This window comes from Allobosea sp. (genome assembly GCF_017308015.1).
Taxonomy (GTDB): Bacteria; Pseudomonadota; Alphaproteobacteria; order Rhizobiales; family Beijerinckiaceae; genus Allobosea.
Map to the genome: position 1 here is coordinate 1 of NZ_JAFKFW010000049.1, position 12,468 is coordinate 12,468.

Below are 12,468 nucleotides of genomic sequence, written 5' to 3' on the forward strand. Positions count from 1 at the left end.
CGAGGGCACGGAGATGGTGATGCCGGGCGACAACATCTCGATGGAGGTGACGCTGATCGCCCCGATCGCGATGGAAGAGAAGCTGCGCTTCGCCATCCGCGAAGGCGGCCGCACCGTCGGCGCCGGCGTCGTCGCCAGCATCATCGCGTGATCGAACACGCAGCATGATCCGGGAAAGGGCGGTGGCGACACCGCCCTTTTTCTTTGGAGCGAGGCTTCACGCCCATGCCTTGGATGCAGGGGCGGCTCCAGCCGCGCGGGCTGCTCCGGACCGGCATTCCATGCTCTCTCTCGTTTCGAGCGAGCGGATCAACCGCTGCCGTCGCGGAGGAGCCTCCCCATGTCGTTCAAGCCGCCATTTCCGGGTATCCATTCGATCGTCTTCGCGCTGTTCGACGCTCATGAGCGGCTCGACCGGGAGGCGATGCGCAAGCAGACGCAGATCAGCCTCGATCTCGACGTGCAGGGCATGGCCGCGCTCGGACTCGCCACCGAGGTCTCCAAGCTCAGCTTCACCGAGCGCTGCACCGTGATGGAATGGATGGCCGAGGACGTGGCGGGCAAGAAGCCGCTCGCCTTCACGATCTTCGGCTCCTCCGTCGCTGAACAGGCCGCACTGGTGAAGGTCGCGGAGAAAAACGGCGCCGACTGGGTGATTCTTCAGCCGCCTATGGTCGGCAGCTTCGGGGCGGCCGAATATATCAGTTTCTTCGGGCGCATCGCCGAGACGACGACGCTTCCGGTCGCGATCCAGAATGCGCCGGCCTATATGGGCCGCGGCCTCTCGGCCGAGGATATCCGCGAGCTGACGCAGCGCTATCCGAATATCAGCCTGATCAAGGGCGAGGGCACGGTCGTCGAGATCGAGCGCCTGATCGCCGTCACCGAAGGCCGCTTGCCGATTCTCAATGGCCGCGGGGGGCTGGAGCTCATCGACAATTTCCGGGCCGGTTGTGCCGGCATGATCCTGGCGCCGGACACGATCGATTACGCGCTGCGCGCCTACAACCGCTACAAGACAGGCGACGAGGCGGGCGCGGACGCCGCCTATCGCGAGGTGCTGCCGGCGATCACCTTCATCATGCAGTCGATCGAGACGCTGCTTTGCTACGGCAAGCGCATTTTCGGAGCACGTGCAGGCATCCCGATCCATGATCGCGGCCCGGCGCTCAGACCCACCGAATTCGGGCTGAAGCTGGTCGAGCGCTATGCGCGCGAGCTCGGCCCCTACAGCAAATGAGGATGGTGCGCGATTTCGACTTGAAATGCATCGCGCCTTGGGGCACATGACGCCCACCTGCAGGGGTATAGCTCAGTTGGTAGAGCGGCGGTCTCCAAAACCGCAGGTCGCGGGTTCGAGCCCTGCTGCCCCTGCCAGTCGTTCCGCTGGCGACGTCAAGCCCGGATGCCCAAGCAGGTTGGCGAGGCATCCATGACCCAGAATATCTACGACGACGAGACCTTCTTCGCGGGTTACAGCCAGTTGCCGCGTTCGGTCCATGGTCTGGACGGCGCGCCGGAATGGCCGGTGCTGCGCGGCATGCTGCCGGAGCTTGCCGGCAGCAGCGTGCTCGATCTCGGCTGCGGCTTCGGCTGGTTCTGCCGCTTCGCGGCGGGCGAGGGTGCTGCGAGCGTGCTCGGCGTCGACGTCTCCGAGAAGATGCTGGAGCGGGCGCGGCACGAGACACCCGATTCCTGCGTCAGCTACGAACGCGCCGATCTGGAAACCTATGCGCCGTCGGCGGGGGGCTTCGATCTGGCCTATAGCTCGCTTGCCTTCCACTATGTCGAGGATCTCGCCGGGCTGTTCGGGCGGGTGCATGCGGCGCTGAAGCCGGGCGGTGCGCTGATCTGCTCGGTCGAGCATCCGATCATGACGGCTCCGGCGCGGCAGGAATGGCTCACGGACGCCGATGGGCGCGCGACCTGGCCGGTCAACGGCTATCATGACGAGGGCAGGCGGGTCAGCAACTGGCTGACAGAGGGCGTGGTCAAGCGCCATCGTACCATCGCGGGCTATCTCGACCTGCTGCTCGGCTCCGGCTTCCGGCTGGACAGGCTGGTCGAATGGGCGCCGAGTCCGGAGCAGGTCGCGAACAAACCGGGCTGGGCGAAGGAGCGTGAGCGGCCCTTCTTCCTGCTGGTCGCCGCCGGCCGGGCCTGAGTTCCGGAGACCCGAAAGGGTCTTGGCTAAAAGCCCCAAGCGATGTAAGAGGCTTGCGATGACGGCGCGCAACCCTCCCCGGGTTCCGCGCCGCGAATGTTTCAGGACGGCCGATTCGGTGGGCGGCAGGGTTGTCAGCCGAGTCGGAACCCGAGGTGGTTCATGGCGAAATCCAATCCCTTCCAGTTCCTGCAGGAGGTGCGCTCCGAGGCGTCCAAGGTCACCTGGCCTTCGCGCCGCGAGACGCTGATCACCACGGGCCTCGTGCTCGCCATGGTGGTTCTCTCCAGCCTGTTCTTCCTCTTCACCGACACCGTCATCCGCTGGGTGCTCGGCCTCGTCCTCGGCGCCCGTTGAACGGAATTACGCACGTGAGCACCCGCTGGTATATCGTCCACGCCTATTCGAACTTCGAGAACAAGGTCGCCCAGTCGATCCGTGACCAGGCCGCGCAGCGCAACCTCGCCGACAAGTTCGACGAGGTGCTGGTGCCGACCGAGAAGGTCGTCGAGGTCCGCCGCGGCCGCAAGGTCGACACCGAGCGCAAGTTCTTCCCGGGCTATGTCCTGGTGAAGTGCGAGATGACCGACGAGGTCTATCACCTCATCAAGAACACGCCGAAGGTCACCGGCTTCCTGGGGGCCGACAAGGCCAGGCCCATGCCGATTCCCGAGCATGAGGCGATGCGGATCAAGGGCCAGGTCGCCGAGGGTATCGAGCGGCCGAAGCCGACGGTTGTTTTCGAGGTCGGCGAGCAGGTCAAGGTCGCGGACGGGCCCTTCGCCTCGTTCAACGGCGTCGTCGAGGATGTCGACCACGCCCGCGCCCGCCTCAAGGTCGCGGTCTCGATCTTCGGCCGCGCCACGCCGGTCGAGCTCGAATACGGCCAGGTCGAGAAGCTCTGAGGCTTTCGCGAATTTGACTGGCGCGGCCGTCTGACGCGGCCGCCTGCGCTTCCGGGGCTCGCGGACAAGCGTCCGCTCCGGTTCTCGGCCGCCACGCCATTCGGCTCGTGCCGGCGGATTCTCGAAGAAGCTTCACAGGGGAGGAATTTTCCTTCCCTTCGGCGCCTCCTTATGTCATAGGGCGCGCCTCAACCGCGTGGGAGGCGTGCCGGTCGCCAGCCGGATCACAGGCGCCGCACCACGCACTGCAACCACCCCGGCCCCGATGAAGAGCATCGGCAGGCGGGGTCGTCGTCGTTCCGGACAGGCAACGGAGCGGGCGGCAGGAGCAGCCATCATGGCGAAGAAGATCACGGGCTACGTGAAGCTTCAGGTTCCGGCGGGCGCGGCCAATCCGTCGCCGCCGATCGGTCCGGCGCTGGGTCAGCGCGGCCTCAACATCATGGAATTCTGCAAGGCCTTCAATGCGAAGACCCAGCAGATGGAAAAGGGCATGCCCATCCCGGTGATCATCACCGCGTATGCGGACCGCTCCTTCACCTTCGAGATGAAGCAGCCGCCGGTCTCGTACTGGCTGAAGAAGGCCGCTGGCCTGACCTCGGGGTCGAAGACCCCGGGCAAGGGTGCCAATGTCGGCAAGATTACCGCTGCGCAGATCTCCGAGATCGCCGAGAAGAAGATGGCCGATCTCAACTGCGACACCGTCGAATCGGCTTCGGCCATGATCCGTGGCTCGGCCAGGTCCATGGGCCTGGAAGTCGTGGGCTGAGGGAGGCTGACCAATGGCACATGTCGGAAAGCGCGTCGTCAAGGGCCGTGAAGGCATTGACCGCACCAAGCTGTACTCGCTCGACCAGGCTGTCACGTTCATCAAGGAGCGCGCCAACGCCAAGTTCGACGAGACCGTCGAGATCGCGATGAATCTCGGCGTCGATCCCCGTCACGCCGACCAGATGGTTCGCGGCGTCTGCAGCCTGCCCAACGGCTCGGGCCGCACGCTGCGCGTCGCCGTCTTCGCCCGCGGCGCCAAGGCCGACGAGGCCAAGGCCGCGGGTGCCGACATCGTCGGCGCCGAGGAGCTGGTCGAGACCGTCCAGAAGGGCGAGATCAACTTCGATCGCTGCATCGCGACCCCGGACATGATGGGTCTCGTCGGCCGCCTCGGTAAGGTGCTCGGCCCGCGCGGCCTGATGCCGAACCCGCGCGTCGGCACCGTCACCATGGACGTGACCGCCGCCGTCGCTGCCTCGAAGGGTGGTTCGGTCGAGTTCCGTGTCGAGAAGGCCGGTATCGTCCACGCCGCGGTCGGCAAGGCCTCGTTCTCGGCCGAGAAGCTCTCGGAGAACATCAAGGCGTTCGTCGATTCCGTCGCCAAGGCGAAGCCCGCCGGCGCCAAGGGCACCTATATCCAGCGCGTCGCCCTGTCGTCGACCATGGGCCCGGGCGTCAAGGTCGAGCCGAACACCGTGATCGCCGGCTGATCAGCCTGGGGCAGGGCGGCTGGTCCGACCGCCGCCCTCCTGCTCTTGATTTCGTGAAGTCAAGAGCCTACTTGGCAGAAGCAGGCGAAGGCGGTATACGCACGCCTGTTTCCATGAGTGAAGGGGCTCCGGCGTGCCTGGCACGAAGGGGTCTGTTTCGCGTTTTTCGGCGGTTTCCGCCGAAGAATGGGTGATTTGAGCGGCGGAAAGCGATTTCCGAGGCGCAGAATCATCCAGTCCTGTCTGAGACTGCAGGTGCCTTCCCGGTTCGTCCGGGAGCATAATTTCGCCAAGAGGCCTGCATAGACGGTGCAAGAGCTTAGTCCCGGATCGCGAGATCCGGACAAGACGGTTCGAACCATCTCGCCCGATCGTGACCCTCAGGGGTCGGGAGCGGGGACAGGGCACCAAGCGTCGCTTTGCGAGGCGCCGGTGTCAACCGGGGTTTCGGGAAGCGGCATTTGCAACCGGCGACGAGCCTTCGAAAGCTTGTCGCCTACCGGAGAGAGCCCAGTGGATAAAGCGGCAAAGAAAGATGCCGTCGCGTCGCTGAACGATGTGTTCGCAAACACGTCGGTCGTCGTCGTGGCCCACTATGCGGGCTTGACCGTGGCCCAGTTCCAGAAGCTTCGTCGCGAGATGAAGGCGAATGGCGCCACTGTTAAGGTCGCAAAGAACCGCTTGGCCAAGATCGCTCTTGAAGGCACCGACGTCGCGTCCATCAGCAACCTGCTGACGGGTCCCACCCTGATCGCTTATTCCAACGATCCGGTCGCGGCGCCGAAGGTCGCCACCGCTTTCGCCAAGGAGAACGACAAGCTCGTCATCCTGGGCGGCGCGATGGGCACGACCGCCCTGAACCCCGATGGTGTCAAGGCCCTGGCCACGATGCCCTCGCTCGACGAAATGCGCGCCAAGCTCATCGGCCTTATCCAGGCCCCGGCTACGAAGCTCGCGCAGCTCACGAACGCGCCCGCCGGCAAGCTGGCTCGCGTGGTTCAGGCTTATGCCGACAAGAATGCGGCTTGATAGCCAGCAAACCCTTATCGTTCGAACCTCTTAAGACAGGAAGTTAAACCATGGCCGATCTCGCCAAGCTCGTCGACGAACTGTCGTCGCTCACCGTTCTCGAGGCTGCTGACCTCGCCAAGATGCTCGAAGAGAAGTGGGGCGTTTCTGCCGCCGCCGCCGTCGCCGTCGCGGCTGGCCCGGCTGCCGGCGGTGGCGCTGCCGCCGCTGCTGAAGAGCAGTCCGAGTTCACCGTTGTCCTGGCTTCGGCCGGCGACAAGAAGATCGAGGTGATCAAGGAAGTCCGCGCCATCACCGGCCTGGGCCTCAAGGAAGCCAAGGATCTGGTCGAAGGCGCTCCGAAGCCGGTCAAGGAGTCGGTTGCCAAGGACGAGGCCGAGAAGCTCAAGAAGCAGCTCGAGGCCGTCGGCGCCAAGGTCGAGCTCAAGTGAGCTTGGGCCGGCTGATGCCGGTCCGACCGTAGTCACTATCGACAGTCCCGGGGCGGCTCACGCCTCCGGGGCTGTTGCGTCGTTTCCGCGTTGGTGCGCGGGAGTTGTTTTTGAGGTTTGCTGCAACCCTGCGGCGTGACCTTGATGGAAATGCAGGTCGGCGCGATGCGGCGCCGAGCGGCTCACCCGGTGGCCTGGCGCCGCCCTTGCTCGGACCACCGGGTGAGCCGTCCGAAGAGATTGCGAGGAACAACATGGTCAATTCGCTCCAGGGTCGCAGGCGCGTCCGCAAGTTCTTCGGCAAACTCAAGGAAGTGGCTGAGATGCCGAACCTCATCGAGGTTCAGAAGGCGTCCTACGACCAGTTCCTGATGGTCGACGAGCCCAAGGGCGGCCGTTCCGACGAAGGTCTTCAGTCCGTCTTCAAGTCGGTCTTCCCGATCGGCGATTTCTCCGGCGCCTCGCTGCTGGAGTTCGTGAAGTACACCTTCGAGCCGCCGAAATACGACGTCGACGAGTGCCGCCAGCGCGGCATGACCTTCTCGGCGCCGCTCAAGGTGACCCTGCGCCTGATCGTGTTCGATATCGATCCGGATACCCAGGCCAAGTCCGTCAAGGACATCAAGGAGCAGGATGTCTACATGGGCGACATGCCGCTCATGACCGACAACGGCACCTTCATCGTCAACGGCACCGAGCGCGTCATCGTCTCGCAAATGCATCGTTCGCCGGGCGTGTTCTTCGACCACGACAAGGGCAAGACCCATTCTTCGGGCAAGCTGCTCTTCGCCGCACGCATCATCCCGTATCGCGGTTCCTGGCTCGACATCGAGTTCGACGCCAAGGACATCGTCTATGCCCGTATCGACCGGAAGCGTAAGATTCCTGTCACCTCGCTGCTGTTCGCGCTCGGCATGGACGGCGAGGAGATCCTCAACCGCTTCTACGACCACATCACCTACACCAAGGACGCCAAGGGCTGGCGCGTTCCCTACGACGCGGAGCGCATGAAGGGCTTCAAGGCTTCCGAGGACCTGATCGACGCCGATACCGGCGAGGTCGTGGTCGAGGCCGGCAAGAAGCTCGTCGCCCGCACCGCCCGTCAGCTCGCCGAGAAGGGCCTGAAGTTCCTGCGCGCGCAGGATGAGGACCTGTACACCCAGTACATCGCCGAGGACCTGGTCAACCCGGCCACCGGCGAGGTCTATGCCGAAGCCGGCGAGGAGATCACCGAGAAGCTGCTGACGCAGCTCGTCGAGGAAGGTTTCGACGAGATCCCGGTGCTGGACATCGACCACATCACGGTCGGCCCCTATATCCGCAACACGCTCAACGTCGACAAGAACTCGCGTCGCGAGGAAGCCCTGTTCGACATCTATCGCGTGATGCGTCCGGGCGAGCCGCCGACCCTCGAGACGGCTGAGAACATGTTCCAGTCGCTGTTCTTCGATGCCGAGCGCTACGACCTGTCGGCCGTCGGCCGCGTCAAGATGAACATGCGCCTCGACCTCGACGCCGAGGACACCGTGCGCATCCTGCGCAAGGAAGACATCTTCGCTGTCGTCAAGGCGCTGGTCGACCTGCGCGACGGCAAGGGCGAGATCGACGATATCGACCATCTCGGCAACCGCCGCGTGCGCTCGGTCGGCGAGCTCATGGAGAATCAGTACCGCCTGGGTCTGCTCCGCATGGAGCGCGCCATCAAGGAGCGCATGTCCTCGGTCGATATCGACACGGTCATGCCGCAGGACCTGATCAACGCGAAGCCGGCGGCCGCCGCCGTGCGTGAGTTCTTCGGCTCGTCGCAGCTCTCGCAGTTCATGGACCAGACGAACCCGCTCTCGGAAGTCACTCACAAGCGCCGTCTTTCGGCGCTTGGCCCGGGCGGTCTGACCCGCGAGCGCGCCGGCTTCGAGGTGCGCGACGTGCACCCGACCCATTACGGCCGTATCTGCCCGATCGAGACGCCGGAAGGCCCGAATATCGGCCTGATCAACTCGCTCGCCACCTTCGCGCGGGTGAACAAGTACGGCTTCATCGAGAGCCCGTATCGTCGCATCCGCGACGGCAAGGTCACGGACGAGGTGATCTATCTCTCGGCGATGGAAGAGGCGAAGTACAACGTCGCGCAGGCGAATGCCGCCGTCGACGCCGAGGGGCGCCTGACGGACGATCTCGTCGTCTGCCGCCGCGCCGGTGAAGTCGTCGTCACCCCCGTCGACAAGGTCGACTTCCAGGACGTGTCGCCGAAGCAGCTCGTCTCGGTCGCCGCGGCGCTGATCCCGTTCCTCGAGAACGACGACGCGAACCGTGCGCTGATGGGCTCGAACATGCAGCGCCAGGCGGTGCCGCTGGTTCGCGCCGATGCGCCGTTCGTCGGCACCGGCATGGAAGCGGTCGTCGCCCGCGACTCGGGCGCGGCGATCGCGGCCCGCCGCGGCGGCATCGTCGACCAGGTCGACGCGACCCGTATCGTCATCCGCGCATCGGACGAGATGGATCCGACGAAGCCGGGCGTCGACATCTACCGCCTGCAGAAGTTCCAGCGCTCCAACCAGTCGACCTGCATCACGCAGCGCCCGCTGGTCCGCGTCGGCGATATCGTCAAGAAGGGCGACATCGTCGCCGACGGCCCGTCGACGGAGTTCGGCGAGCTCGCGCTCGGCCGCAACGTGCTCGTCGCGTTCATGCCGTGGAACGGCTACAACTTCGAGGACTCGATCCTTCTCTCCGAGAACATCGTGGCCCAGGACGTCTTCACCTCGATCCATATCGAGGAGTTCGAGGTCATGGCCCGCGACACCAAGCTCGGTCCGGAGGAAATCACGCGCGACATTCCGAACGTCTCGGAAGAAGCGCTGAAGAACCTCGACGAAGCCGGCATCGTCTATATCGGTGCGGAAGTGGCGGCTGGCGACATCCTCTGCGGCAAGATCACGCCGAAGGGCGAAAGCCCGATGACCCCGGAAGAGAAGCTCTTGCGCGCCATCTTCGGCGAGAAGGCTTCGGACGTCCGTGACACCTCGCTGCGGGTTCCGCCCGGCGTGCAGGGCACGATCGTCGAGGTCCGCGTGTTCAACCGCCACGGCGTCGACAAGGACGAGCGCGCCCAGGCGATCGAGCGCGAGGAGATCGAGCGTCTCGCCAAGGACCGCGACGACGAGCAGGCGATCCTTGACCGCAACACCTTCGCGCGTCTGGCCGAGATCCTGACCGGCAAGACCGGCCTCGCCGGCCCGAAGGGCTTCAAGAAGGACACGGTCATCACCCGCGAGGTGATGAGCGAGTTCCCGCGTTCGCAGTGGTGGCTGTTCGCCACCGCCGAAGACTCGCTGATGACCGAGATCGAGGCGATGCGGAAGCAGTACGACGAGTCGAAGAAGCGCCTCGAGCAGCGCTTCCTCGACAAGGTCGAGAAGCTGCAGCGCGGCGACGAGCTGCCTCCGGGCGTGATGAAGATGGTCAAGGTCTTCGTCGCGGTGAAGCGCAAGATCCAGCCCGGCGACAAGATGGCCGGCCGTCACGGCAACAAGGGCGTGGTCTCGCGCATCGTGCCGGTCGAGGACATGCCGTTCCTCGAGGACGGCACCCATGCCGACATCGTGCTGAACCCGCTCGGCGTGCCCTCGCGCATGAACGTCGGGCAGATCCTGGAAACCCATCTGGGCTGGGCTGCCGCCGGCCTCGGCAAGCAGATCAGCGCGGCGCTCGACGCCTACAAGAAGTCGAGCGACTTCAAGGCGCTGAAGGCCTCCTTCGATGCCGTCTACGAGGATAACGAGATCATCGCCTCGATGGACGAGAAGGAACTCGTCGAGATGGGCCAGAACCTGCGCCGCGGCGTGCCGGTGGCGACGCCGGTGTTCAACGGTGCCAAGGAGGCCGATATCGAGCGGCTGCTGGAGCAGGCCGGGCTGCATTCGTCGGGTCAGTCGACCCTCTATGACGGGCGCACGGGTGAGCCTTTCGACCGCAAGGTGACGATGGGCTACATCTACATGCTCAAGCTGCACCATCTGGTCGACGACAAGATCCACGCGCGTTCGATCGGCCCGTACTCGCTCGTCACCCAGCAGCCGCTGGGTGGAAAGGCGCAGTTCGGTGGCCAGCGCTTCGGCGAAATGGAGGTCTGGGCGCTCGAAGCCTACGGCGCCGCCTACACCCTGCAGGAAATGCTGACGGTGAAGTCGGACGACGTCGCGGGCCGCACCAAGGTCTACGAGTCGATCGTGCGCGGCGAGGACAATTTCGAAGCGGGCATCCCGGAGAGCTTCAACGTTCTCGTCAAGGAAATGCGCTCGCTCGGCCTCAATGTCGAGCTCATCAACAACAAGGCGAAGCCGGGCGAGTTGCCGCCGGCCGAAGCGGCCGAGTGAGTCGTTAACCAAGCCTTGGATACATGCCGGCGGCGCTGATGCCGCCGGCCACGGATTTCAGAAGCCGGGCAGGGTGGCCTTCGTCCCCGCCGGCTAGAGGAGACAGGCGATGAAGCAAGAGGTCATGAACCTTTTCGGCCAGCAGCCGGTCCAGCAGGCCTTCGACGCGATCAAGATTTCGATCGCGAGCCCGGAGAAGATCCTGTCCTGGTCCTATGGCGAGATCAAAAAGCCGGAGACCATCAACTACCGTACGTTCAAGCCGGAGCGCGACGGCCTGTTCTGCGCGCGCATCTTCGGGCCGATCAAGGACTACGAGTGCCTGTGCGGCAAGTACAAGCGCATGAAGTTCAAGGGCGTCATCTGCGAGAAGTGCGGCGTGGAAGTCACGCTCGCCCGCGTCCGGCGCGAGCGCATGGGCCATATCGAGCTCGCTGCGCCCGTCGCGCATATCTGGTTCCTGAAGTCGCTGCCCTCGCGCATCGGCCTCCTGATGGATATGCCGCTCAAGGACCTGGAGCGCATCCTCTATTTCGAAAGCTACGTCGTCATCGAGCCGGGCCTCACCCCGCTCAAGGACCGTCAGCTGCTGTCCGAGGAAGAGTACGTCCGGGCTCAGGAAGAGTACGGCGCGGACACCTTCACCGCCATGATCGGCGCGGAAGCCATCCGCGAGATGCTGCGCGCGCTCGACCTCGACCAGATCAACGCCGATCTCAAGCATGAGATCGCGACGACGACGTCGGAGCTGAAGCCCAAGAAGCTGATGAAGCGCCTCAAGATCATCGAGGCCTTCCAGGAATCGGGCAACAAGCCGGAATGGATGGTGATGACCCAGATCCCGGTCATCCCGCCGGATCTGCGCCCGCTCGTTCCGCTCGATGGCGGCCGCTTCGCGACCTCGGACCTGAACGATCTCTATCGCCGCGTCATCAACCGCAACAACCGCCTGAAGCGCCTGATCGAGCTGCGCGCGCCGGACATCATCATCCGCAACGAGAAGCGGATGCTGCAGGAGTCCGTCGACGCCCTGTTCGACAACGGCCGCCGCGGCCGCGTCATCACGGGTGCCAACAAGCGCCCGCTGAAGTCGCTCGCCGACATGCTGAAGGGCAAGCAGGGCCGCTTCCGCCAGAACCTGCTCGGCAAGCGTGTCGACTACTCGGGCCGCTCGGTCATCGTCGTCGGCCCGGAGATGAAGCTGCACCAGTGCGGCCTGCCGAAGAAGATGGCGCTCGAGCTGTTCAAGCCGTTCATCTATGCGCGCCTCGACGCCAAGGGCTACTCGACCACGGTCAAGCAGGCCAAGAAGCTCGTCGAGAAGGAGAAGCCGGAGGTCTGGGATATCCTGGACGAGGTCATCCGCGAGCACCCGGTGATGCTGAACCGCGCGCCCACGCTGCACCGCCTCGGCATCCAGGCGTTCGAGCCCGTGCTGATCGAGGGCAAGGCGATCCAGCTCCACCCGCTGGTCTGCGCCGCCTTCAACGCGGACTTCGACGGCGACCAGATGGCCGTGCACGTCCCGCTGTCGCTCGAGGCGCAGCTTGAGGCGCGCGTGCTGATGATGTCGACCAACAACATCCTGCACCCGGCGAACGGCATGCCGATCATCGTGCCCTCGCAGGACATCGTGCTCGGCCTCTACTACCTCTCGATCGTCTCGGACGGCGAGCCGGGCCAGGGCAAGGTCTTCGGCGATTTCGGCGAGCTCGAGCACGCGCTGCACGAGAAGGTCGTCACACTGCACTCGAAGATCAAGTATCGCTGGACCGGCGTCGGCAAGGACGGCAAGCCGTACACCAAGATCTACGAGACCACGCCGGGCCGCGTGATCCTCTCGACCGCGCTGCCTGAGCATCCGGCCGTGTCCTTCGACGTCGTCAACAAGCTGATGACCAAGAAGGAGATTTCCGGAATGATCGACGCCGTGTATCGCGGCTGCGGTCAGAAGGAATCGGTGATCTTCTGCGACCGCGTCATGGCGCTGGGCTTCCGCCACGCGTTCAAGGCCGGCATCTCCTTCGGCAAGGACGACATGGTCGTGCCGGAGAACAAGTGGCAGATCGTCGACACGACCCG

Annotated in this window: 11 protein-coding genes and 1 tRNA gene; all 12 read left to right on the forward strand. The window is 64.6% G+C overall.

Annotated elements, in window-relative coordinates; all coding sequences use genetic code 11:
• Positions 1-151: EF-Tu C-terminal domain-related protein (locus J0I42_RS23590; RefSeq protein ID WP_465247716.1), on the forward strand; the 151-nt coding region annotated here is incomplete at its 5' end.
• A gap of 189 nt (positions 152-340) precedes the next feature.
• Complete coding sequence (locus J0I42_RS23595) at positions 341-1,240, forward strand: dihydrodipicolinate synthase family protein (RefSeq protein ID WP_291658582.1); 900 nt, start codon at positions 341-343, stop codon at positions 1,238-1,240.
• Between the two features lie 61 nt (positions 1,241-1,301).
• A tRNA-Trp gene (locus J0I42_RS23600) sits at positions 1,302-1,377 on the forward strand.
• A 55-nt stretch (positions 1,378-1,432) separates the two neighbouring features.
• Complete coding sequence (locus J0I42_RS23605; RefSeq protein ID WP_291658584.1) at positions 1,433-2,164, forward strand: class I SAM-dependent methyltransferase; 732 nt, start codon at positions 1,433-1,435, stop codon at positions 2,162-2,164.
• A gap of 162 nt (positions 2,165-2,326) precedes the next feature.
• Positions 2,327-2,521 carry a preprotein translocase subunit SecE gene (gene secE, locus J0I42_RS23610; protein ID WP_047577925.1) on the forward strand — a complete coding sequence of 65 codons (195 nt, stop codon included), beginning with the start codon at positions 2,327-2,329 and terminating at the stop codon, positions 2,519-2,521.
• A 14-nt stretch (positions 2,522-2,535) separates the two neighbouring features.
• A complete protein-coding gene (nusG, locus tag J0I42_RS23615) occupies positions 2,536-3,069 on the forward strand; it encodes a transcription termination/antitermination protein NusG (protein ID WP_291658586.1) in 534 nt (177 codons plus the stop codon).
• A 337-nt stretch (positions 3,070-3,406) separates the two neighbouring features.
• Positions 3,407-3,838, forward strand: a complete 432-nt coding sequence (gene rplK / locus J0I42_RS23620) for a 50S ribosomal protein L11 (RefSeq protein WP_291658588.1) — start codon at positions 3,407-3,409, stop codon at positions 3,836-3,838.
• A gap of 13 nt (positions 3,839-3,851) precedes the next feature.
• Complete coding sequence (rplA, locus tag J0I42_RS23625; protein WP_291658590.1) at positions 3,852-4,550, forward strand: 50S ribosomal protein L1; 699 nt, start codon at positions 3,852-3,854, stop codon at positions 4,548-4,550.
• A gap of 513 nt (positions 4,551-5,063) precedes the next feature.
• Positions 5,064-5,579: a 50S ribosomal protein L10 gene (rplJ, locus tag J0I42_RS23630; protein WP_291658592.1), complete on the forward strand. Its 516-nt coding sequence runs from the start codon at positions 5,064-5,066 to the stop codon at positions 5,577-5,579.
• A 50-nt stretch (positions 5,580-5,629) separates the two neighbouring features.
• Entirely contained in the window at positions 5,630-6,010 is a 381-nt protein-coding gene (gene rplL / locus J0I42_RS23635) for a 50S ribosomal protein L7/L12 (protein ID WP_291658594.1), read from the forward strand.
• A 254-nt stretch (positions 6,011-6,264) separates the two neighbouring features.
• Positions 6,265-10,386, forward strand: coding sequence for a DNA-directed RNA polymerase subunit beta (gene rpoB / locus J0I42_RS23640; protein ID WP_291658596.1), 4,122 nt, complete (start codon positions 6,265-6,267; stop codon positions 10,384-10,386).
• Between the two features lie 109 nt (positions 10,387-10,495).
• The coding region (gene rpoC / locus J0I42_RS23645; RefSeq protein ID WP_291658598.1) for a DNA-directed RNA polymerase subunit beta' at positions 10,496-12,468 on the forward strand (1,973 nt) is incomplete at its 3' end.

What these genes read in the sequence shown, in the direction of transcription:
- J0I42_RS23595 (WP_291658582.1), top strand. Translation starts at nt 341, where the DNA reads ATGTCGTTCAAGCCGCCATTTCCGGGTATCCATTCGATCGTCTTCGCG.
- secE (WP_047577925.1), top strand. Translation starts at nt 2,327, where the DNA reads ATGGCGAAATCCAATCCCTTCCAGTTCCTGCAGGAGGTGCGCTCCGAG.
- rplK (WP_291658588.1), top strand. Translation starts at nt 3,407, where the DNA reads ATGGCGAAGAAGATCACGGGCTACGTGAAGCTTCAGGTTCCGGCGGGC.
- rplL (WP_291658594.1), top strand. Translation starts at nt 5,630, where the DNA reads ATGGCCGATCTCGCCAAGCTCGTCGACGAACTGTCGTCGCTCACCGTT.
- J0I42_RS23605 (WP_291658584.1), top strand. Translation starts at nt 1,433, where the DNA reads ATGACCCAGAATATCTACGACGACGAGACCTTCTTCGCGGGTTACAGC.
- rpoB (WP_291658596.1), top strand. Translation starts at nt 6,265, where the DNA reads ATGGTCAATTCGCTCCAGGGTCGCAGGCGCGTCCGCAAGTTCTTCGGC.
- rplA (WP_291658590.1), top strand. Translation starts at nt 3,852, where the DNA reads ATGGCACATGTCGGAAAGCGCGTCGTCAAGGGCCGTGAAGGCATTGAC.